The sequence below is a fragment of the Stenotrophomonas sp. STEN030 genome (assembly GCF_056759995.1).
Window position 1 is genome coordinate 43,386 of record NZ_JBRREB010000028.1, and the last position, 19,924, is coordinate 63,309.

At 63.6% G+C, this 19,924-nt stretch carries 23 protein-coding genes; 7 read left to right on the plus strand and 16 right to left on the minus strand.

The features are described from left to right. Window positions 1–5: 5 nt before the first annotated feature. The 6 genes from ACVOLR_RS11400 to ACVOLR_RS11425 are packed head-to-tail and all read right to left on the minus strand — an operon-like array spanning window position 6 to window position 3,413. Window positions 6–578: a PH domain-containing protein gene (locus ACVOLR_RS11400; RefSeq protein WP_481536513.1), complete on the minus strand. Its 573-nt coding sequence runs from the start codon at window positions 576–578 to the stop codon at window positions 6–8. Continuing rightward, entirely contained in the window at window positions 575–1,861 is a 1,287-nt protein-coding gene (locus tag ACVOLR_RS11405) for an alpha/beta hydrolase (protein ID WP_481536514.1), read from the minus strand. Before ACVOLR_RS11405 ends, ACVOLR_RS11400 begins: the two co-directional genes overlap by 4 nt. An 8-nt stretch (window positions 1,862–1,869) precedes the next feature. Continuing rightward, window positions 1,870–2,052 (minus strand): DUF4177 domain-containing protein, encoded by a 183-nt coding sequence (locus ACVOLR_RS11410; protein WP_481536515.1) that lies wholly within the window; start codon window positions 2,050–2,052, stop codon window positions 1,870–1,872. Beyond that, on the minus strand, window positions 2,049–2,228 hold the full coding sequence (locus ACVOLR_RS11415) for a type II toxin-antitoxin system antitoxin (RefSeq protein WP_481536516.1): 180 nt from the start codon (window positions 2,226–2,228) through the stop codon (window positions 2,049–2,051). The genes ACVOLR_RS11410 and ACVOLR_RS11415 overlap by 4 nt, the downstream gene beginning before the upstream one ends. Continuing rightward, window positions 2,225–2,509, minus strand: coding sequence for a hypothetical protein (locus ACVOLR_RS11420; protein WP_481536517.1), 285 nt, complete (start codon window positions 2,507–2,509; stop codon window positions 2,225–2,227). The genes ACVOLR_RS11415 and ACVOLR_RS11420 overlap by 4 nt, the downstream gene beginning before the upstream one ends. Window positions 2,510–2,531: 22 nt before the next feature. Then, complete coding sequence (locus ACVOLR_RS11425; RefSeq protein WP_481536518.1) at window positions 2,532–3,413, minus strand: SPFH domain-containing protein; 882 nt, start codon at window positions 3,411–3,413, stop codon at window positions 2,532–2,534. 171 nt (window positions 3,414–3,584) lie between these two features. On the opposite strand from ACVOLR_RS11425, the gene purT reads away from it, so the two are divergent. Then, window positions 3,585–4,769 carry a formate-dependent phosphoribosylglycinamide formyltransferase gene (gene purT, locus ACVOLR_RS11430; RefSeq protein WP_481536519.1) on the plus strand — a complete coding sequence of 395 codons (1,185 nt, stop codon included), beginning with the start codon at window positions 3,585–3,587 and terminating at the stop codon, window positions 4,767–4,769. A 244-nt stretch (window positions 4,770–5,013) separates the two neighbouring features. Here the strand turns inward: purT and ACVOLR_RS11435 are convergent, their stop codons facing one another. The 3 genes from ACVOLR_RS11435 to ACVOLR_RS11445 form a co-directional block, all read right to left on the minus strand. After that, the gene (locus ACVOLR_RS11435; RefSeq protein ID WP_481536520.1) at window positions 5,014–6,207 is read right to left on the minus strand and encodes an endonuclease/exonuclease/phosphatase family protein; all 1,194 of its coding nucleotides are present in this window, start codon (window positions 6,205–6,207) and stop codon (window positions 5,014–5,016) included. Window positions 6,208–6,312: 105 nt separating this feature from the next. Next, on the minus strand, window positions 6,313–6,699 hold the full coding sequence (locus ACVOLR_RS11440; RefSeq protein WP_481536521.1) for a hypothetical protein: 387 nt from the start codon (window positions 6,697–6,699) through the stop codon (window positions 6,313–6,315). 120 nt (window positions 6,700–6,819) lie between these two features. Further along, window positions 6,820–7,581 (minus strand): arginyltransferase, encoded by a 762-nt coding sequence (locus tag ACVOLR_RS11445; protein ID WP_481536522.1) that lies wholly within the window; start codon window positions 7,579–7,581, stop codon window positions 6,820–6,822. Between the two features lie 150 nt (window positions 7,582–7,731). On the opposite strand from ACVOLR_RS11445, the gene ACVOLR_RS11450 reads away from it, so the two are divergent. Continuing rightward, window positions 7,732–8,316 (plus strand): EF-hand domain-containing protein, encoded by a 585-nt coding sequence (locus ACVOLR_RS11450; RefSeq protein ID WP_481536523.1) that lies wholly within the window; start codon window positions 7,732–7,734, stop codon window positions 8,314–8,316. 66 nt (window positions 8,317–8,382) lie between these two features. Here ACVOLR_RS11450 and ACVOLR_RS11455 read toward each other — a convergent pair whose 3' ends face one another. The 4 genes from ACVOLR_RS11455 to ACVOLR_RS11470 form a co-directional block, all read right to left on the minus strand. Continuing rightward, window positions 8,383–9,597, minus strand: a complete 1,215-nt coding sequence (locus ACVOLR_RS11455) for an RNA polymerase sigma factor (RefSeq protein WP_481536524.1) — start codon at window positions 9,595–9,597, stop codon at window positions 8,383–8,385. Between the two features lie 61 nt (window positions 9,598–9,658). Continuing rightward, window positions 9,659–10,246: a pathogenicity-like protein gene (locus tag ACVOLR_RS11460; RefSeq protein ID WP_481536525.1), complete on the minus strand. Its 588-nt coding sequence runs from the start codon at window positions 10,244–10,246 to the stop codon at window positions 9,659–9,661. Between the two features lie 3 nt (window positions 10,247–10,249). Further along, complete coding sequence (tesB, locus tag ACVOLR_RS11465) at window positions 10,250–11,161, minus strand: acyl-CoA thioesterase II (RefSeq protein ID WP_481536526.1); 912 nt, start codon at window positions 11,159–11,161, stop codon at window positions 10,250–10,252. A gap of 92 nt (window positions 11,162–11,253) precedes the next feature. Continuing rightward, the gene (locus tag ACVOLR_RS11470) at window positions 11,254–12,036 is read right to left on the minus strand and encodes an enoyl-CoA hydratase/isomerase family protein (RefSeq protein ID WP_481511116.1); all 783 of its coding nucleotides are present in this window, start codon (window positions 12,034–12,036) and stop codon (window positions 11,254–11,256) included. Window positions 12,037–12,072: 36 nt separating this feature from the next. Here ACVOLR_RS11470 and ACVOLR_RS11475 point away from each other — a divergent pair, with 36 nt between their 5' ends. Further along, window positions 12,073–12,516 carry a copper chaperone PCu(A)C gene (locus ACVOLR_RS11475; RefSeq protein ID WP_481536527.1) on the plus strand — a complete coding sequence of 148 codons (444 nt, stop codon included), beginning with the start codon at window positions 12,073–12,075 and terminating at the stop codon, window positions 12,514–12,516. Here ACVOLR_RS11475 and ACVOLR_RS11480 read toward each other — a convergent pair whose 3' ends face one another. Next, window positions 12,517–13,380, minus strand: a complete 864-nt coding sequence (locus ACVOLR_RS11480) for an AraC family transcriptional regulator (protein ID WP_481536528.1) — start codon at window positions 13,378–13,380, stop codon at window positions 12,517–12,519. 116 nt (window positions 13,381–13,496) lie between these two features. Between ACVOLR_RS11480 and ACVOLR_RS11485 the strand changes: the two genes are divergently transcribed. Next, entirely contained in the window at window positions 13,497–14,030 is a 534-nt protein-coding gene (locus tag ACVOLR_RS11485; RefSeq protein ID WP_481536529.1) for a carboxymuconolactone decarboxylase family protein, read from the plus strand. 224 nt (window positions 14,031–14,254) lie between these two features. Here ACVOLR_RS11485 and ACVOLR_RS11490 read toward each other — a convergent pair whose 3' ends face one another. Both ACVOLR_RS11490 and uvrA read right to left on the minus strand, forming a co-directional pair. Next, window positions 14,255–14,662: an acyl-CoA thioesterase gene (locus ACVOLR_RS11490; protein WP_481536530.1), complete on the minus strand. Its 408-nt coding sequence runs from the start codon at window positions 14,660–14,662 to the stop codon at window positions 14,255–14,257. Further along, window positions 14,659–17,622 carry an excinuclease ABC subunit UvrA gene (gene uvrA / locus ACVOLR_RS11495; RefSeq protein ID WP_481536531.1) on the minus strand — a complete coding sequence of 988 codons (2,964 nt, stop codon included), beginning with the start codon at window positions 17,620–17,622 and terminating at the stop codon, window positions 14,659–14,661. The genes ACVOLR_RS11490 and uvrA overlap by 4 nt, the downstream gene beginning before the upstream one ends. A 295-nt stretch (window positions 17,623–17,917) precedes the next feature. On the opposite strand from uvrA, the gene rplU reads away from it, so the two are divergent. The 3 genes from rplU (at window position 17,918) to obgE (ending at window position 19,733) form a co-directional block, all read left to right on the plus strand. Further along, window positions 17,918–18,226, plus strand: coding sequence for a 50S ribosomal protein L21 (gene rplU / locus ACVOLR_RS11500; protein ID WP_481511122.1), 309 nt, complete (start codon window positions 17,918–17,920; stop codon window positions 18,224–18,226). A gap of 19 nt (window positions 18,227–18,245) precedes the next feature. Further along, window positions 18,246–18,506, plus strand: coding sequence for a 50S ribosomal protein L27 (gene rpmA / locus ACVOLR_RS11505; protein ID WP_282269141.1), 261 nt, complete (start codon window positions 18,246–18,248; stop codon window positions 18,504–18,506). A gap of 168 nt (window positions 18,507–18,674) precedes the next feature. Continuing rightward, window positions 18,675–19,733: a GTPase ObgE gene (gene obgE, locus ACVOLR_RS11510; protein WP_481531588.1), complete on the plus strand. Its 1,059-nt coding sequence runs from the start codon at window positions 18,675–18,677 to the stop codon at window positions 19,731–19,733. Window positions 19,734–19,924: the final 191 nt, after the last annotated feature.

Genomic DNA, 19,924 nt, shown 5'->3' on the forward strand with positions numbered 1-19,924 from the left:
GCAGCTTAGGCCCGTGCGCCGCCGTCGGCCAGTCGCCTGAGTTCATCCAGCAGGGCGCGCGGCTGCTCGGGGCTGACCAGCACGCTGTTGCCGTCACGCAGCGGAATTACCAGTACGCGGCTGTTGTCGGTGATCAGGCAGAACGCCTTGCCGCCACCCTTCATATGGAAGTGGCCGGCGCGGAAGCCGGGGAACTGGAAGCCATTGGATTTCATGCCTGGCTTGAAGTCGGGGTTTTCGGCGAAATTGACCGCGCGCGCGCGATCCAGCCACATTGAACTCAGTGGCACCCGCCGCGTGTACAGGGTGGCTGCAATGGTCAGTTGCTGCGGCTCCACGCGCAGCTCGCGGCGGCGATAAGCCAGGGTCAACGCAAGGCCAACCAAGGGCAGTACAAACCATCCGCCCCAGGAGGCGAATGTCGCCTGGAACGGCGGCTTGCCGGCGAACAACCTGATCAGCGGATCGATGCTCAGCACCAGCAGCATGGGCGCCCATAACCAGAGCAGGAGTGAACTGGTTGGTTTGGCGACGTTGAACGTTTCTGTCTCGGTTGGCGTGGTATTGCGGCCGCTCATCGCTGCGCCTTGATCCATAGCGCGATGTCGTTGATCAGTGCTGGATCAACGTGGCCCGGCCGCGCATATTCTTCCAGTGAGCCCTTGCCTTCCCCGGCGATGCCGAGGTGGTTGAGCGCTGGGTAGTGCCGGAAGCGGTAGCGTTCGCCTTGCAACCCTTTGTTCCACAACTGCCAATCGGTATCGACCACCTGGAAGTCACGGCCGCCCTGCAGCACCAGCACTGGTAGCTTGCTGTCGCGTGCGTCGGTGATGGGGTCGACAGCTTCCAGCTGTTGCCAGAACCGCCCGGGGACTTCCATCAATCGTGCATCCGGATTACTGCGTACGGCTGCGATGGCCGCATCCAGTGCGGTGAGCTGGGCTTGGTCCTCGGCGCTGATCGTGCCGTCCAGGCCGAGCATGTAGCGGTTCTGTTCGGCCAGCAGGTCGAGAATGGGGCGCGCAGGTGCAGCAAACAACACCAGTCCGGCCAGCTTGCCATTGGCCGCCTTGGCGACGCGCCCGGCCAGCAATCCACCCTGGCTGTGGCCAAGAAGATAGATGTGTCGAGGATCGATGTTGGCGTTGGTCGCCAGCGCGGTTACCGCGGCGACCGCATCGTCGGTGGTCTCGTCATCGATGCTGAAACTGCCTTTGAAATCCTGCGGACGCGCGTGGCTGCGCTTCTCGTAGCGCAGCACGGCAACGCCCTGCGCTGCCAGGCCGCGCGCTATGTCCAGGAACGGGCGATTGGGGCCGATGGTTTCATCGCGGTCCTGCGGACCGGAGCCGTGCACCAATGCGATGGCAGGGAAGGGGCCCTTGCCCTTGGGCAGGGTCAGCGTGCCCGGCAGTGGCGCACTGGCGCTGCCAGTGGCTGGCACGTTGAAGTCCTGTTCGATGACACTGGCATCCGCTGCAGGCGGTGGTGCCGGTGCGGCGGCTGCTGGCTGCAGCAGGAAGCCGGCAACCTTGTCGTCCTTGTCCAGTGCGATGCGTGCCTGCACGGCACCATTGGCGTAGCGCAGTGGAATGACGACGATGCGGAAGCCGTCGGCTTCGCTGGTTGCGGCTTCACCACGTGGCCCGGCTGCGCCCATCTGTGCGGGCAGCGACTCCCAGACCGCCTTGAGCTTGTCTGCTGGTACCGCCGCTTTCATCTGTGCCGAAAAATCCGCTTCGGCAGCGGCGTACTGGCCAGCATCAAGCCGGTCCAGTAGCTGGTTGGCCAAGCTGGCCGGGTCGGCAGCATGTGCGCTGCCGGCGAGAGAAAGAATCGCTGCCGTGATCAATCCACTCAAGGCCTTCATTACGCGCCCTTTTTGAAGATCAGCGTGGGTGTGGAAACTGTCGGCGTGGCATGGACCACGTTGACCAGTTCCCAGCCAAGCCGGCCTTGCTTGTCCAGTTCTTCCTGCAATGCTTCAGCCTTGAAGCTGCCCATCAGGCTGGTTTTCAATTCGACGACGAGGTATTTCCACTGCGTGCTCATTGTTCTTCCTTGGGTTCATCTTTGGGCTTGGGGAGGCGCCCGGCCTTGCGCAGGGCGTCGCGGATCACATACTCGATCTGCGCGTTGAGGCTGCGCAGCTCGTCGTCGGCCCAGCGCTGGGTCGCGGCCAGAACATCAGCGTTGATGCGCAGCGGATAGGCCTTCTTCTCGCTCACCGGCGGGGTGCTCCGTTATTGCCGCGACGTAGATGCAGTACCAGCGAGATGCCCAGCGCATTGACCGCCACCACCAGCGCGACGATCACACCGTAGGCGATGTTGCGGTTGTCACCGGCCAGGTAGACGCCGGTGGCAGCCACGAACATGCACAGCGCGATCAAGGCCCAGCGCAGGCCCAGCCCGCGTGCGTGTGCGGTGCCGGGGCGTCCGCTCCATACCGCGAAGCAGAGAGCAGGGATGCCGGTGGCGGCGATGATCAGCGGGGCGAAAACATTCACTACGATTACCTCACTACGTTGTTCAGTACAGCGAACCGGCATTGACGATCGGCTGGGTGCCACGGTCCGAGCACAGCACGGTCAACAGGTTGCTGACCATGTGCGCCTTGCGCTCTTCGTCGAGGGTGACGACGGCGTTCTTCTGCAGTTCCAGCAGCGCCATCTCGACCATGCCGACGGCGCCGGCGACGATCTGCGTGCGTGCGGCGATCACCGCGCTGGCCTGCTGACGCTGCAGCATGGCCTGGGCGATTTCCGGTGCGTAGGCGAGGTGGCTGATGCGGGCATCAAGTACTTGCACGCCGGCATCGGCCAGGCGTTCGGCCAGTTCGTCCTTCAGGTGCTGGGAGATCTCGGCGGCGTGGCTGCGCAGGGCCAGCTGGCCTTCGGTGTGCTGGTCATAGGGGTAGCTGGTGGCCATCGCACGCAGCGCCGATTCGGACTGGATGTGCACGAAGCTCTCGTAGTCGTCGACGTTGTAGACCGCTTCGGAAGCATCGACGACCTGCCAGACGATGACCGCAGCAATCTCGATCGGCGAACCGTCCAGTTCATTGACCTTGAGCTTGCCGCTTTCGAAGTTGCGCACGCGCTGGCTGACGGTGCGCTTGCTGAAGAACGGGTTGTTCCAGCGCAGGCCATTCTCCTTGACCGTACCGACGTACTTGCCGAACAGGCTGATCACGGCGACCTGGTTGGGCTGGACCATGTACAGGCCGCAGCTGAGGAAGAGCCCGACGACCACCAAGGCGATGCCGCCGATCACCATCGGCCCACCGCCACCGGTGCCGTTCTTGGTGACGACGATCGCTGCGATGATCGCGATGGTGCCCGCAAGCATCATCAGGAGGGTGCCAAGCAGGGTGGGAATGCCGGTCATGGAACCGATGGACTTCTCTTTCATGGCACATCTTCCGTGGTAGTTGATGTTGAAGATATCAAATTGATATCAACATGCAAGTGGTTCTGTCATTGGGACGTAGCCCGACCAAGGCCCGGGTAAGCGCGCTCGCCCCTCCGCGGCCCGGCTTGCCTAGAATATGCATCCTCTTTAGCGCCTTCCCGGACCCGCCTGATGATCACTCTCGGTACCCCGCTGTCCCCATCCGCCACCCGCGTCCTGCTGCTTGGTTCGGGTGAACTGGGCAAGGAAGTGGCCATCGAGCTGCAGCGTTTTGGGGTGGAAGTGATTGCCGCCGACCGTTACGCCAATGCCCCGGCCATGCAGGTTGCGCACCGCAGCCATGTGCTGGACATGCTGGACCCGGCCGCGCTGAAGGCGCTGATCGCGCAGGAGCAGCCGCATCTGGTGGTGCCGGAGATCGAAGCCATCCACACCGAAACCCTGGTACAGCTGGAAGCCGAGCAGGGCCTGCGGGTGATCCCGACCGCGCGCGCCGCGCGCCTGACCATGGACCGGGAAGGCATCCGCCGTCTGGCCGCCGAAACGTTGGGGCTGCCGACTTCGCCGTATCGCTTTGTCGATACCGAAGCCGAGTACCGCGAAGCCGTCGCTACGATCGGCCTGCCCTGCGTGGTCAAGCCGGTGATGTCGTCCTCGGGCAAGGGCCAGAGCACGCTGCGCAGCGACGCCGACATCGGTCCGGCCTGGGAATACGCGCAGACCGGCGGCCGCGCTGGTGCTGGCCGCTGCATCGTCGAGGGCTTCATCGACTTCGATTACGAGATCACCTTGCTGACCGTGCGCCACGCCGGCGGCACCGCGTTCTGCGATCCGGTCGGTCACCTGCAGAAGGACGGTGACTACCGCGAAAGCTGGCAGCCGCAGGCGATGTCGGCCACGGCGCTGGAGGGTGCGCAACAGATCGCCCGTGCCATCACCGATGACCTCGGCGGCTGGGGCCTGTTCGGTGTCGAGTTGTTTGTGAAGGGTGATGCGGTGTGGTTCAGCGAAGTTTCGCCGCGTCCGCATGACACCGGTCTGGTGACCTTGGTTTCGCAGGAACTGAGCGAGTTCGCACTGCACGCACGCGCGATTCTTGGTCTGCCGATTCCGACCATCCGCCACAACGGTGCATCGGCATCCTGCGCGATGTTGGCGCAGGGCAATGGCGTGCCGTTCTTCAGCAACGTCGCCGAGGCATTGATCCATCCGGACTCGGCACTGCGTATGTTTGGCAAGCCGCTGGTGCAGGGCCAGCGTCGCGTCGGTGTGACCTTGGCGCGTGCAGCTGATGTGGATCAGGCGCGTGCGATCGCACGTGATGCGGCAGCGGCAATTGGGATTGAACTGCGCTGAGCGCTCTGCTCCCTCCCTTTGCCGTAGGCAAGGGGAGGGTTGGGGAGAGGTAAAGCTTCACCGCTGTGATGCAGCTGCCACACCAGCAGTTAGCCGCGAGCTTGTGGGAGCGGCGTAAGCCGCGAAGCTGGCAATGCTGCAGCAGCGGAATGCATCGTCATCTGATGATGTCCGAGCTTAGGCGCGGTCCCCCCGGCCCCAAAATACAGTAGCTAAAAAAAACGCCGGCTTAGCCGGCGTTTTTTTACTTCACATCAACCCAGACAAGATGGTGGTCGCTGCCGTCGGCGATCTTCGCCTCCGGGCTGTCATTGGCGGGCCAGAACACGCCACTGCCGATGTAGCTCAGGCCGGTGGAGGGCAGTACATAGTCCAGACGCATGGTGCCCGAGCGTGGGCCGAAATCGCCGGTGGCATGCTGCGGGGCGCCGCGGCGGACGATGCCTTTCTCCGCATAGGCCTGGCTGGTCTGTTCTGCACCGACGCTGGTCGGGGTCGGGTAGCGCAGCACGCGTGGGTGTTCCAGCAGTTCGAGGATGGCGTCGTGGCGGCCGTCGCCATCTGCCGGATCGTTGTTCAGATCGCCGACGATGACAAAGCGCGCATCGGCAGCAAGGCCGCCGCATGTGCCCTTGTCATCGCACAGCCAGGGCTTGTCGCCGCCATCCAGGTATTCCTTCCACAGTCGCAGTTCGTCGTGGTTGCGGGCAGCGTTGCGCTTTTCCTTGCCATCAAACACGGGCGGGGTGGGGTGCGATGCCAGTACATGCACGGTGCCCAGTGGTGTGCGCACCGGTACGTCCCAATGTGACTTGGACGACAGCCGCAGCTGTGACCACACCGCATCCGGCCAGAACGATTTGCCGGTAGTGGGATCGAGCGGATGCAATGCGCCGGGCATGGTGCTCCACTTCAACAGCTGGAAGGTGCGTACGGCAGCTTCATCGATCGGGTACTTGGACAGTACCAGCATGCCGTACTGGCCCGGGTGCAGGCCGTAGCCCCAAGCGTCGTTGCCGCGCTCGCGACCCTTGCCGCCGACGGTGCCGTTGTTGTCCAGGTCCAGGCCGCTTGGCACGCCGGTGTTGACCGGTGCCAGGTAGCGATAAGGGTATTTCAATGCTTCGCCGCCGCCGGGCTGGGCAACTTCAAGATAGCGTTGCTGGAACAGGTCGGCGGCGCGGTGGGCGTCGTCGAAATCGAATTCGTTGAGCAGAACCAGATCCGGCCGCGTCTGCTGCAGTACAGCAGCGATCTTGCGCGCGTGCGCGCTGTCGCCCTGCAGTTCACGGATCAGGCCGCCTTCCTCCTCGGAGTACAGGGAGGTGTTGTAGGTTGCCAGCCGCAGCTGGGCAGGCGGGCTGGCGCTGCCGCTGGGTGAGGTGGAGCAGGCTGCCAACAGCAGGGTCATCGGGGCGAGTAGGGTTGAGATGCGCATCCGCCGATTTTCTCACGTCGCCATGACGATAAGGCGAAAACATGAAGCTGCGAAAACACGAACGCCCCGCAAGCGGGGCGTCCATGGATAGCGCTGTTACGTTGCTTAGAACGTGCAGCCCATCGCGCCGAAGCTGGTCTTGGCCTGTTCCAGCGCGGTCTTGCACTGGTTGGCCAGCTCGGTTTTGTCGGTGACGCCAGCCCAGGCGCTACGCGACTGCTCGATGCCCTGCTTCATCATGTCGCGCTGGGCTTCGGGAACCTTGTCGCTGATGCATGCGTAGACCTTTTCAAGGTACTGGTCGCATTCCGGAACGCCGGTGCCGGCCTTGACGGTGTCGGTGGCGGGAGCCGGGGTGACTTCAGCTGCAGCAGCTGCAGTTGCAGCGGCCGGGGTGGCTGCCGGTGCGTCGGTGGCCGGGGTTTCGGCCTTCTTGCAGCCGGCGAGGGCCAGGGTGCCAATTGCAGCCAGAATCAAAAGTTGGGTCTTCACGCATTACTCCTGTTGAATGGATACTTCCTTGCGTCACCACAGTGCGCGATGACATTCCTATTCTGCATAAATCCCGGTTAAATGTGCATCAAAGCGGGTCGCAATTGAGCTGTTTCTCAATCAAGGTCGCCCATTGCCAAGGTCCTGTTCGCCCTGCACCCAGCGCTTGCCGTCGAAATACTCCAGCGGATGGAAGCGGCGTTTGTAGTCCATCTTGCGGTGGCCATTGATCCAATAACCCAGATACAAATGCGGCAAGCCGTTACGCTGCGCCCAGGCGATCTGCTGCAGGATGCCGAAGGTGCCGAGGCTGCGTTTTTCCTGGTCCGGATCAAAGAACGTATAGACCGCCGACAGGCCGAGGTCAGTGACGTCGGTGACGGCGACGGCCAGCAGTTGCCCGCGTTTGCCGGCCACGCCCGGCGTGCGGATCTCCATGAAGCGGCCGTGTGACCAGCTGCCGATCAGGAACTGGTCGAACTCATGCGGGCCGTGTTCGTCCATGCCGCCCTTGGCATGGCGGTGGGAGAGGTAGCGCTGATACAGCGCGAACTGCTCATCGGTACGCTCGGCCGGCAGAATCCGGCATTGCAGGTCGGCGTTGTGCGCCAGACAGCGGCGCTGGCTGCGGTCAGGATTGAAACGTTCCACCGGTATGCGCACCGGCACGCAGGCGCGGCAGCCTTCGCAGTGCGGGCGGTAGACCAGGTCACCGGAACGACGGAAGCCCCAGGTCAGCGCCATCGGGTAAAGCGCCCCGAGACGCTCGTCCTGGGGATCCAGCACAAGGTCGCGTGCCTGCCGTTCCGGCCAATAGCCGCAGGGATGCTCGCCGGTCTGGAACAGGCGCAGTTCTTCGTTGTTTTCGCCGTGGGCAGCCATGCGTACAGCATAGCGGCGGCGCGTCGCAAATCCTGCGCCTGTCTGCGTGATGAATATGGCCGGCGCACAGGTCAACCGAGCCGGCAGCTGGCGCGTTGACCGTAGCGAGGACGCAATGCCGCGTCCGCAGCCTCACCACGGAGCAACACCATGACCAAGACTCACCGCAAACCTCTCCTCCTGCTGGCGATGTTGCTGGCCACCTCGGCGACCGGCTTGGTGTTCGCGGCTGCGCCGACCAACACCAGCCCGGCGCAGCAGCGCCTGGATGCCAACAATGATGGCGTGGTTGATCGCCAGGAAGCGGCGGCGCGTCCGCATCTTGCGCAGCGTTTCGACGAGCTGGACAAGAACAAGGACGGCAAGCTGTCGCGCGAAGAAATGGCGCAGATGCGCCATGACGGGCGCCACGGCGGTGATCGTCACGGCGGACATCGCGGTCAGCGCGATGGCGGCTTCATGCGCGGCATGGATACCGACAACGACGGCCGCATCAGCGCCGCCGAGTACCAGGCCAACTTCACCCGTTTGGACGTCAACAAGGATGGCTATATCGACCAGGCTGATCGTCAGGCCCGTGCCGAGCAGCGCCGTGCCGAGTGGTTTGCCAAGGCCGATACCAACAAGGATGGCAAGTTGAGCCCGGCCGAACTGGAGGCCGCGCGCAAGGACGGTCACCGCGAGCATCGTGGCCCGCGCGGCCCGATGCCGCCGCAGGCTCCGGCCGCGAAGTAAGTTGCACAAAGGCGCCGATCGACAACACCCCCGCTGGCAGCAGCGGGGGTGTTTTGTTGTGAGTGATCACTGCTGCAGCAGTGCGTACAACGTCACCGCCACCGCCAGCACCGATGTGGCGATCACGGCGCTGCGCCCGAACATGCTGCGGTAGACCCAGGACGGCCCCTTGCGGCCATGGCGTGCAGCATCGCGGGCGAGCATCGGTGCCATCGCCCGCGGCAGGGTGACCAGATACTGGTAGTTCAAGGCGGCCATGCCTGCCGCCAGGATCAGCAGCCCGCCAACCAGGCCCATCCGCAGTACCACGCCAGCCAGGGCGCAGACGCAGAACACGAACGCGCTGATGGTATGCAGACGCATGAAGCGCCGAACACGTTGGATTTCCTCGGGTGTCTCGGCATAGCGCAGCAGGTATAGATTGGAGAGGTAGGCGCCCAGCACGCCAAGCGCGATGGAGCCCAGCACCAGCCACAGCTCGAACATGCTGGGAAACAGAACGTTTGCCGCGGCCCCGAGGGTGCCCGCTGCGGCGCCGCTGCTTGCGGTGCTGGCGCCCAGTCCGCCCAGACCGAGTTTGCCCGCGCCCGTGCCGGCAACGCCTGCACTGCTGGCGATGATCGCAGCGCTGGCTACGCCAGGAGCGGCCAGCATCAGCGCCGAACTGACCACGGCGGCGAAAGCCGCACCAGGTGCCGTGCTGCGTGCGAACTCACCAAAGCGCTTGAGCATCTCCTCACGCACGCTGGCGCGGGCACGCGACAGGCGCTTGCGCACGGCGGCATCGCTCAGCCCCAGCAGCATGGCGACCTGCTGCGAGCTTTGCCCTTCGCGGTAGTACAGCAACAGGGCTTCGCGGCTGTCCTCGGGCAGCGCCGAGATGATTTCCTCGGCGACCAGTTCTTCCTCCACCCGCGCCAGCGCATCGACGCCATTGGGCGAGGGATCGGCAGCCATGCTGATGGCGATTTCCGCACCTTCGCCGCTGAGTGGCCGGTTGCGGTTGGCACGCAGCCAGTCGCGGGCAAGGTTACGGGTGATCTGCCGCAACCACGGCAGGAAACTGGAAGCGTTGTTGAGCTGCGTCAGCTGCTGCCAGGCCTTGATGAAGGCTTCCTGGGCAATGTCCTCGCTGGCCTGTACGTCGCGGGTGATGGCCAGGGCAATGGCGGTCACCGTGTTCTGGCAGCCAAGCACGATGCGTCCATAGGACTGCGTGCAACCCTTGCGGGCGGCAGGCAGTTCGTTCTGCAGCATGATCTCCAGCGCTTCGGTGCTCATCGGACAGGCCTTTGTGACGGTACTGCCAAACAGGACGGGCACCGAAGCCCGATGTGACCGATTATTTTTCCGGAGCCGGAGCCGGAGCCGGAGCCGGAGCCGGTGCCGGTGCCGGTGCCGGAGCCGGTGCCGGTGCCGGTGCCGGAGGTGCGCTGTCGGGCTGGGACTGGATGCGTACGCGGAATTCGTCTTCGCTCGGCGGCTGCTGGGCCGGCTGTGCCGCGCTGGCGGCAGGCGTAGTGGCAGCCGGAGCCGGTGCAGTGCGGTGACGCATCATGATCACCAGCGCCACGCCGGCGATCACCACCAGCAGGGCGATGCGGATGCGCCACGCCCAGCCACGGCCGTTGCCGGCTTCGGCCGGGGTCTCGCGGAACGCGTACTCGGCGGTGGGATGGTCGCGGCGGGTGGTGTCGAGCAGGCGCTTGTCGCGCAGTATCTCGCGCGCACGCGGCTGGTCATTGGCATGCACCACCCAGACCGCGGGCTGGTTCTCGTTGTTGACCTTGTCGGTATAGCTGAACTGGCCGCGGCGCTTGCTGTGGTAGGAGCGGCCGTTGGTGACGCGCACCTCGATGCCAGCATCACGCAGGATCTGCGCCACACCTTCGGCGTTCTCGACGCGCTGGCTGCTGAAAATCTTGCGCATGGTTCAGCCCTTGCTCGCTTCGTTGTCGTCGGGGGTCACGCGAATCAGGCCTTCCTGTGCGGTGCTGGCGACCAGTACGCCATCGCGGGTATAGAACTGGCCACGCGCCAGACCGCGCGAGTCCTGCGCGCTGGGGCTGTCCAGTGAGTACAGCAACCAGTCATCGACGCGGAACGGGCGATGGAACCAGATCGCATGGTCCAGCGAAGCCATCTGCACATGCGGCTGGTAATAGCTGATGCCGTGCGGGAAGGTCGCCGTGCCGAGCAGATGGAAGTCCGAGGCATAGGCCAACAGCGCCTGATGCAGCTCCGGCGCATCGCCGATCTTCTCGTTCAAACGCAGCCACACCTGGTGGTAGGGCGGGCGCTTGGGTGGGTTCAGTTCGTCACGCGGATAGACATGGCGGAACTCGAACGGACCACCGCGCGAAAGCCAGCGCTGCACCTTTACCGGCAGCCGCTCCAACACATCGGCTGGCACCGGACGGTTGGGTTCGATGTCTTCGGGCTGCGGCACTTCCGGCATCTTGTGCTGGTGCTCGGCACCGCTTTCGGCCTGCTGGAACGAGGCTGCGCAGAAGAAGATCACCTTGCCGTGCTGGATGGCGGTGACCCGGCGCACCGAGAAGCTGCCGCCGTCACGGGTGCGGTCCACGTCATAGACGATGGGGTGGTCGATATTGCCGGCGCGCAGGAAGTAGGCGTGCAGCGAATGCACGTGGCGGCCGTTCTCGACGGTTGCCTGTGCGGCCGCCAGCGCCTGACCCAGCACCTGCCCGCCGAACACGTACTTGGTGCCGATATCGCGGCTCTGGCCACGGAACAGGTTGTCCTCCAGCCGCTCCAGCGACAGCAGGTCAATCAGCTCGGATACCACGGGTTCGGGCGTATTGGACAAGGCGGCGGCCTTCATTTCGACAGGCCGCGATTATAGGCGAGCAGGGGAGGGGGAACGCAGGCAGGCGCTGCTGCCAGTACCGATCCCCAGCCCGGACCGAGCGATGCTCAGTTCTTGCCCAGGCGAGCAGCCAAGGCCTGCAAAGCGCCCTGCGCATCCGGCGAGAACCAGGCCTCGACGAAGCGCTCCAGCTGGATGTGCTCGGCTTGCATGGCCTCGTGCAGGTCGGCGCGGGCGATGGCGCGGGTCTGCAGCATCGGCTGCGCCGGTAGCTTGAGTTGGGCCTGCAGCCAGCCGATGGCGCGTTCGACCACCTGTGGCGCGCCGTCAGCCAGTTCATCGACCAGACCGATCTCCAGGGCGCGCTCGGCGCTGACCAGCTGGCCGCCGGTCAGCAATACGCCGGCACGGTGGTGGCCAACCACACGGCGCATCAGGCGCTGGATGCCTTCCGGCGCGACCAGGCCCACCTGTACCTCGTTCAGGCCGATCACATAGGGTTTGGCCGGGTCGGCGCTGCGCGCCATCACCCGGTAATCGCAGCACAGCGCCAGTACGCAGCCGCCAGCCGGCGAATGGCCGGTCAGCGCAGCCACCACCGGTACGCGGCTCTCGGCCAGCACGCGGGCGGCACCGAAGAAGGCCTGCCAGCTGTCCATCAATTTGCGCTTGTCATCGCCATGCGAGAGCAGGTGCGGCACGTCCATGCCGCCGGTGAAGATGCGCTCGCTGCCGGACAGCACGATGCCATGCACGTCGTCGGTCATGGCCACGGTGACAGCGGCAATCAGTGCGCGGCACAGTTCGGTGTCCAGCGCGTTGACCGGCGGCCGCGCCAGGCGCAGTTCACGGATGGGGCCATGGTTGATCACTTCGATGAGCGTGGTCATGCTGCGGGTTCTCGTACGGCAAGGAGTCGTGGCCTGATGATAACCAAACCATTCGTGTGCGTACTGTTGGCCTTGTGTGCTTTCGAGGCCGTGGCTGCAGCACCGGCCTGTGTGACCGTGGAACAGGGCTGGGTGCGGTTGACGCCGGCGGCGATGCGAATGGCGGCGGGCTTTGCGCGCATCCGCAACGGCTGCGCCAGCGAGGTGGTTGTCGTCGGTGCGGGCAGCAAGGCCTTTGGCGATGTGTCGCTGCATGAAACCACGGTCACGGAAGGCGTCAGCCGCATGCGCGAGATCGAGCGCTTGCCGATTGCCGCGGGAGCATCGGTCGAGCTGAAGCCGGGTGGCCTGCATTTGATGCTGATGCAGCCGGAAGTGCCGCTGGCCGAAGGCTCGCAATTGCCGTTACGGCTGAGCCTGGAAGATGGAACCAAGGTCGACGGCATGCTGCAGGTACGGCGCGAGGCGCCTGCGCGTTGATCAGCCGTCGGCCTGCTTCAGCCAGTCGCGCGGAGACATGCCGGTTCTTGCGATGAATACCCGCGACAGCGCCGAGGCATTTGCGTAGCCCAACTCGTCGGCCAACGTCTTGATTGATCGCCCTTGTCGCAACCGGCGCTGGGCCAGCGCGATGCGCCAATCGGTCAGGTAGTCCAGCGGCGTCTGTCCGACGATGTCGCGAAAACTGTTGGCAAACGCGGTGCGCGACATGCCGGCCTGTTCGGCGAGGCTGTTGAGTGTCCAGCTATCGCCGGGGCGATCATGCATGGCCGCCAAGGCACGCGACAAGCGTTGATCCGACAGGCCGGTGATGAAACCGGCGGGTATCCCGGCTTCCTGCGGATGATCCAGCAGCCAGCGCAGCAACTGGATCACCACGACTTCGAACAGACGATCGGTCAGCAGGCGTTGGCCACAGCGGACGTTGTCGGTCTCGTTGAACAGGAGTTCCAGCGTCATTGCCAGGCCTGGGATGCGTGCCAGCGGCAGAGCGATCAGCGAGGGCAGGCCACGTACGAGTGGATGCGCGATACCACCATCGAAATCCAGACGTGCGCAGGTGAAGTCGGCGCCCTCACGTGGCGGGTTGTGGAAGCGGTGGCTGAGCGGGCGCGGGTAGAACAGCAGCGTCGGCTCCTCGAAGTGCATCGAGGCTGGTATGTCGCGGCTGCCGGGATGGCTGACCTCAAGCTGGCCGCGCCGCAGTACGTGCAGATAGGCATGGCCTTCACCCGCATCAAAGCTGGTCAGCCCGCATAGCGGGCCAGAGTGAAACAGCTGCGCTTGGAAGCGGAAATTTTCCAGGACGCCGGCCAGGCGGTCCACCGGTGGGAGGGTGCTCATCCGTATCAATTGGTTTGTTTGATGAACTAATCGTATCAAATAGTTCTGATTCGGGCGGGATACTTCTTTCACGGGCTGACGGCCCGGTAGCCATCCCAATCGATCAGGAGATCACCATGTCACGCATCAATCTGCAGACCCAGACCGCACCCGCCGCCAGCCAGCCGCTGTTGGCGCAGATCCACAAGGCCTTCGGTGCGACGCCGAACATGTTCAAGGCCGTCGCCAATTCACCTGCAGCGCTGCAGAGCATGTGGGGCGCGTTTGGCGCCCTGGGCAATGGCAGCCTTGGCAGCAAACTCGGCGAGCAGCTTGCCGTTGCCATCGCCAATCGCAACCGCTGTGAGTACTGCTTGGCTGCGCATACTGTACTGGGGCAAAAGGCGGGCGCTAGTGCGACTGAAATGTCATCGGCACAGTTGGGCAAGGCCGAAGACGCGCGCACTGCAGCGGCATTGCGCTTCGCGCTGAAAGTAGTGGAGCAGCGTGCGCAGCTGGATGACGCCGATGTGGCGGAGCTGCGTAGCGTGGGCTTCGGTGACGAGCAGATCGTCGAGATTCTCGCGCATGTGGCGTTGAACCTGTTCACCAACTACATCAACGTGGCGTTGGATGTGCCGGTGGATTTTCCGAAGGTGGCTTTGAAGTAAGGCTGCGCGAAGGCAGGCAGTTCGCCGCCAAGCCCGCAACTGCAGCTGAAGCCCCTCTCCCGCTTGCGGGAGAGGGGTTGGGGTGAGGGCGCTTTAAGCTCTAAAAGCTCTAAAAGCTCTAAAAGCTCTAAAAGCTCCCCTCATCCGCCCTTCGGGCACCTTCTCCCGCATGCGGGAGAAGGGAGGTTTCAGGCATTTTTACGATCTGCCCGCTTCGCTGTCGCTCAGCTCGAAGCACCCCGAACAGCCTCAGGCAACGGTGCACTCTTGCCCGTCTGCGTATCCATCCACACCACCACCACATTGCCGTCCGAATACAGCTTGTTGTCGTCGTTCTGGTCAACGATGCGGTGACCAATGGTCACGCTGCTATTGCCCAGGCGTTCGACGAACAGCTCGACCACGATGTCGTTCGGCCACACGATCGGCAAGCGATAGTTGATGTTGGTGTTGGCCACCACCGGTGCGATGCGGTCAGTCATCGACACGCCTTCCACGCCCAGCATCCAGCGCACGCGCGCTTCTTCCAGGTAGGAGACGTATTTGGCGTTGTTGACGTGGCCCATCGAGTCCATGTCGCGCCAGCGCACGCTGATCGGCACGCGGGCCAGTTGCTTGTGCTCGTTACTCATTTCGCAGCCTTCTTCTTTGCGGGGGCAGCAGCCTTTTTGGCCGCCGTTTTCTTGGCCGGCTTTTCCTTGCGCGGCGGGCGCGCATCGGGCTTGTTGGCTACAGCTGCAGGTTGCTCCGGGCGCGCGCTGGTGTTCGGCAGCATCTTGGCCAGGAACTGACCAGTGTAGGAATCCGGATGCGCTGCCACGTCTTCCGGCGTACCGGTGACCAGTACGGTGCCGCCACGATGGCCGCCTTCCGGACCAAGATCGACGATCCAGTCAGCAGTCTTGATCACGTCAAGGTTGTGCTCGATCACCACCACCGTATTGCCCTCGTCGCGCAGCTTGTGCAGCACGCCTAGCAGCGCTTCGATGTCGTGGAAGTGCAGGCCGGTGGTCGGTTCGTCGAGGATGTACAGGGTGCGGCCGGTATCACGGCGTGACAGTTCCTTGGACAGCTTCACGCGCTGTGCTTCACCGCCGGACAGCGTGGTCGCGCTCTGGCCCAGCTTGATGTAACTCAAGCCGACGTCCATCAGCGTTTCCAGCTTGCGTGCAATCGACGGCACCGGCTCGAACAGGCGCAGGGCATCTTCGACCGTCATCTGCAGCACGTCGTTGATGTTGAAGCCCTTGTAGAGGATCTCCAGCGTCTCGCGGTTGTAGCGCTTGCCATGGCAGACGTCGCAAGGCACATACACGTCCGGCAGGAAGTGCATTTCGACCTTGATCAAGCCATCGCCCTGGCAGGCTTCGCAGCGGCCGCCACGCACGTTGAAGCTGAAACGGCCTGGCGAATAACCGCGCGCACGCGCTTCCGGCACCTGTGCGTACAGTTCGCGCAGCGGTGTGAACAGGCCGGTGTAGGTCGCCGGATTGGAGCGCGGCGTGCGGCCAATCGGTGACTGGTCGATGTCCACCACTTTGTCGAACAGGTCCAGGCCTTCGACGCTCTTGTACTTGGCAATCGGGTGGGAGGAACCGTTGATTTCGTTGGCAGCCAACGAGAACAAGGTGTCGTTGATCAGCGTCGATTTGCCCGAGCCGGACACGCCGGTGACGCAGGTCAACAGGCCGGATGGAACATCCAGATCCACGTTCTTGAGGTTGTTGCCGCTGGCGCCGCGCAGGCGCAGCGTCATCTTCGGATTGGGCTTGTGTCGGCGTGCCGGGATCTCGATGCGACGCTTGCCTGACAGGTACTGGCCGGTCAGCGAGCGCGGCGCATCGAGCAGGTCCTGCAGCTGGCCTTGGCCGACGATTTCGCCGCCATGCACGCCAGCGCCGGGGCCGATATCGACCACGTAATCGGCCAAGCGGATCGCGTCTTCGTCGTGCTCGACCACGATCACCGTATTGCCCAGGTCACGCAGACGGGTGAGGGTGCCGAGCAGGCGCTCGTTGTCGCGCTGGTGCAGGCCGATGGACGGCTCGTCGAGCACGTACATCACGCCGACCAGACCGGCACCGATCTGCGAAGCCAGACGGATACGCTGCGCTTCGCCGCCGGACAAGGTGTCGGCCTTGCGCTCCAGGGTGAGGTAATCCAAGCCAACGTCGACCAGGAAGCCGAGCCGTTCGCCGATCTCCTTGACGATCTTGGTGGCGATCTCGCCGCGCCAGCCGGGCAGGCTCAGTTCGCTGAAGAAGCGCTTGGCTTCGTCGATCGGCAGCACCGCGATTTCCGGCAAGGGACGATCAGCAACAAACACATTGCGCGCCGCCTTGTTCAAGCGTGCGCCCTTGCACTCCGGGCACGGCCGCGAGCTGATGTACTTGGCCAGTTCTTCGCGCACCGCCGGCGATTCGGTCTCGCGGTAGCGGCGCTCGAGGTTGGGAATGATGCCTTCGAAGCGGTGCTTGCGCTGGTTGCGGCCGCCGGCTTCGGTGAAGTAGGTGAAAGTGATCTGATCTTCACCGCTGCCGTACAGCACGGCCTGCTTCACGTTGTCCGGCAGCGACTGCCAGGTGGCATCGACGTCGAACTTGTAGTGCTTGGCCAGCGAGGCGATCAGCTGGAAGTAATACGCGTTGCGGCGGTCCCAGCCGCGCACAGCACCGGCGGCCAGCGACAGCTCCGGATGCACCACCACACGGTTCGGGTCGAAGAACTCGGCCACGCCCAAGCCATCACAGCCCGGGCAGGCGCCGACTGGCGAGTTGAACGAGAACAGGCGCGGTTCCAGCTCCGGCAGCGCGTAATCGCAGACCGGGCAGCTGTACTTCGAAGAGAACAGCTGCGGCGTGCTGTCGGCGGCATCCAAGGTCATCACCGTGGCCATGCCATCGCCCAGCTTGAGCGCGGTTTCAAAGCTTTCGGCCAGGCGCTGTTTGATGTCTTCGCGCGGGCGGAAACGATCAACCACGGCCTCGATGGTGTGCTTCTGGCGCAGGGTCAGCGCCGGCACTTCATCGATTTCGTACAGTTCGCCATCAACGCGCACGCGCACGAAGCCCTGTGCACGCAGCTGGTCGAAGACCTGCGCGTGTTCGCCCTTGCGATCGCGGATGACCGGCGCCAGCAACATGTAGCGCTGCTCCGGATCCAGGGTAAGCACCTGGTCAACCATCTGGCTGACGGTCTGCGCTTCCAGTGGGTAGCCGTGGTCCGGGCAGCGCGGGCTACCGACGCGGGCGTAAAGCAGGCGCAGGTAATCGTAGATCTCGGTGATGGTGCCGACGGTGGAGCGCGGATTGTGCGAGGTCGACTTCTGCTCGATGGAGATCGCCGGCGACAGGCCTTCGATGTGGTCCAGATCGGGCTTTTCCATCACGCTCAGGAACTGCCGCGCATATGCCGACAGCGACTCGACGTAGCGGCGCTGGCCTTCGGCATAGATGGTGTCGAACGCCAACGAGGACTTGCCTGAGCCGGACAGGCCCGTGATCACGATCAGTTTGTCGCGAGGCAGGTCGAGGTCGATGTTCTTGAGGTTGTGCGTCCGCGCACCGCGGATGCGGATGAAATCCATCGCCATGGGAAATCCGATTTTGACCGCTGCCGGCTGGGCCGGGAGCAGGATGTGTGGGGGCGTCGCTGACGGCAGTCAATCAGCCTAGCGACCTTGTCATTTGGGGGCAATTGCCAGTTTTGCCAGTGCTGTTTCCCGCCAGTGGGCCGGATCAGAGGTTGGGCCTGAACCGGGGTTCAGCCCCGGCGGGTCAGAGCAGGGGGCGGGTTGACCCGGGCCCGGTATGACCGGTAAAATCCCGCTTCTGTCCGCCCTCGACGGCGGGCAAGGCGACCACAATAACTACAGAGGAAGTCTGGTCATGTATGCAGTTCTGGTAACTGGCGGTAAGCAGTACCGCGTCGTTCAGGGTGAAACCCTGCGCGTGGAAAAACTCGAAGTCGAAGCTGGCAACGAGATCAAGTTTGACAACATCCTGATGCTCGGCGATGCCGACGGCATCAAGCTGGGTGACGCGCTGAAGGGCGCTTCGGTGACCGCGAAGGTTGTGGCCCATGGCCGCGCCGACAAGATCCGGATCATCAAGTTCCGTCGCCGCAAGCACCACATGAAGCGTCAGGGTCACCGTCAGTACTACACCGAAATCGAAATCACCGGCATCGCCGGCTAATTGCTAAGGAGCATCCGTCATGGCACATAAGAAGGGCGTAGGTTCCTCGCGCAACGGTCGCGATTCCAACCCGAAATACCTCGGCGTCAAGATCTTCGGTGGCCAGGCCATCGAAGCTGGCAACATCATCGTGCGTCAGCGCGGCACCCAGTTCCACCCGGGTGCAGGCGTCGGCCTGGGCCGTGACCACACGCTGTTCGCGCTGGTCGATGGCAAGGTTGAGTTCACGGTGAAGGGTGCCAACAAGCGCCGTACCGTCAGCGTTGTCACGGAAGCTTAATTCCGTACGCGCAAGCCGCCCATACTCCGGTGTGGGCTGCTGACGAGAGCCCCGCTTCGGCGGGGTTTTTCGTTGGAACCCCGACATTCCGGGGTGCAGGGCCGATAATGGGCAGTACCTGCTTTTGCTATTCCCCAATCCCCATTTCCTAATCCCGGCGTTAAATTCATGAAACTTGTAGACGAAGCGGAGATCGAAGTCATCGCTGGCAAAGGCGGCAATGGCTGTATCGGCTTTCGCCGCGAGAAGTTCATTCCGCTCGGTGGTCCGGATGGTGGCGATGGCGGCAATGGCGGCAGCGTCTGGATCCGCGCCGACGCAAACCTGAACACCCTGGTCGACTTCCGCCATGACCGCATCTTCAAGGCGCAGCGCGGCGAGAACGGCATGGGCCGCCAGGCCTATGGCAAGGGCGGCGAAGACCTGGTCATCACCGTGCCGGTCGGCACCGTGGTGATGAACGTCGACACCGACGAAGTCATTGGCGACATGACCACGCACGGCGACCGCCTGCTGGTGGCCAAGGGCGGCAAGGGCGGCCTTGGCAACATGCACTTCAAGAGCTCCACCAACCGCGCGCCGCGTCAGGCGCTGCCGGGTGAAGAGGGTGAAGAGCGCCTGCTCAAGCTGGAGCTGAAGCTGCTGGCCGACGTTGGCCTGCTGGGCTTCCCCAATGCCGGCAAGAGCACCTTGATTCGTGCGGTTTCGGCGGCAACGCCGAAGGTCGCTGACTACCCGTTCACCACCTTGTACCCGAACCTGGGTGTGGTGAAGGTTGAGAATTACCGTAGCTTTGTGATCGCCGATATTCCGGGTCTGATCGAAGGTGCGGCCGACGGTGCCGGCCTGGGTGCGCAGTTCCTGCGACATCTGCAGCGCACTCGTCTGTTGTTGCACCTCGTCGACATCTCGCCGATGGAAGGTGGTGTTGAAGGTATTTCGCCGGTTGAGCAGGTGCGTGCGATCGAGCGCGAGCTCGGCAAGCATGATCCGGAGCTGCTGAAGAAGCCGCGCTGGTTGGTGCTGAACAAGGCTGACCTGATGTTCGAGGACGAGGCCAAGGAAGCGGCTGAGCAGATCATCAAGGAGCTGGGTTGGACTGGCCCGTGGTACCTGGTGTCGGCATTGGGTCGCGAAGGCACCTGGCCGATCATGAAGGACATCATGGCGTCGTTCGATCAGCAGAAGATTCTGGAAGCCGAAGAGCGTCACGCGCTGGGCGAGTAAGTTTTTCGCCGGTAGTTGATGTTTGAGGAAAACCCGGCGAAAGCCGGGTTTTCTATTTTTGGCTTTGGCTTTGGCTCTTAGCTTTAGCTTTAGCTTTAGCTTTGGCTTTGGCTTTGGCTGTGGCTGTGGCTTTGGCTGTGGCTTTGGCTGTGGCTTTGGCTTTGGCTTTGGCTGTGGCTTTGGCTGTGGCT

Coding starts and splice junctions, on each gene's coding strand:
- ACVOLR_RS11400 (WP_481536513.1), bottom strand. CDS start 578: ATGAGCGGCCGCAATACCACGCCAACCGAGACAGAAACGTTCAACGTC.
- ACVOLR_RS11410 (WP_481536515.1), bottom strand. CDS start 2,052: ATGAGCACGCAGTGGAAATACCTCGTCGTCGAATTGAAAACCAGCCTG.
- ACVOLR_RS11425 (WP_481536518.1), bottom strand. CDS start 3,413: ATGAAAGAGAAGTCCATCGGTTCCATGACCGGCATTCCCACCCTGCTT.
- purT (WP_481536519.1), top strand. CDS start 3,585: ATGATCACTCTCGGTACCCCGCTGTCCCCATCCGCCACCCGCGTCCTG.
- ACVOLR_RS11435 (WP_481536520.1), bottom strand. CDS start 6,207: ATGCGCATCTCAACCCTACTCGCCCCGATGACCCTGCTGTTGGCAGCC.
- ACVOLR_RS11445 (WP_481536522.1), bottom strand. CDS start 7,581: ATGGCTGCCCACGGCGAAAACAACGAAGAACTGCGCCTGTTCCAGACC.
- ACVOLR_RS11450 (WP_481536523.1), top strand. CDS start 7,732: ATGACCAAGACTCACCGCAAACCTCTCCTCCTGCTGGCGATGTTGCTG.
- ACVOLR_RS11455 (WP_481536524.1), bottom strand. CDS start 9,597: ATGAGCACCGAAGCGCTGGAGATCATGCTGCAGAACGAACTGCCTGCC.
- ACVOLR_RS11460 (WP_481536525.1), bottom strand. CDS start 10,246: ATGCGCAAGATTTTCAGCAGCCAGCGCGTCGAGAACGCCGAAGGTGTG.
- tesB (WP_481536526.1), bottom strand. CDS start 11,161: ATGAAGGCCGCCGCCTTGTCCAATACGCCCGAACCCGTGGTATCCGAG.
- ACVOLR_RS11470 (WP_481511116.1), bottom strand. CDS start 12,036: ATGACCACGCTCATCGAAGTGATCAACCATGGCCCCATCCGTGAACTG.
- ACVOLR_RS11475 (WP_481536527.1), top strand. CDS start 12,073: ATGATAACCAAACCATTCGTGTGCGTACTGTTGGCCTTGTGTGCTTTC.
- ACVOLR_RS11480 (WP_481536528.1), bottom strand. CDS start 13,380: ATGAGCACCCTCCCACCGGTGGACCGCCTGGCCGGCGTCCTGGAAAAT.
- ACVOLR_RS11485 (WP_481536529.1), top strand. CDS start 13,497: ATGTCACGCATCAATCTGCAGACCCAGACCGCACCCGCCGCCAGCCAG.
- ACVOLR_RS11490 (WP_481536530.1), bottom strand. CDS start 14,662: ATGAGTAACGAGCACAAGCAACTGGCCCGCGTGCCGATCAGCGTGCGC.
- uvrA (WP_481536531.1), bottom strand. CDS start 17,622: ATGGCGATGGATTTCATCCGCATCCGCGGTGCGCGGACGCACAACCTC.
- rplU (WP_481511122.1), top strand. CDS start 17,918: ATGTATGCAGTTCTGGTAACTGGCGGTAAGCAGTACCGCGTCGTTCAG.
- rpmA (WP_282269141.1), top strand. CDS start 18,246: ATGGCACATAAGAAGGGCGTAGGTTCCTCGCGCAACGGTCGCGATTCC.
- obgE (WP_481531588.1), top strand. CDS start 18,675: ATGAAACTTGTAGACGAAGCGGAGATCGAAGTCATCGCTGGCAAAGGC.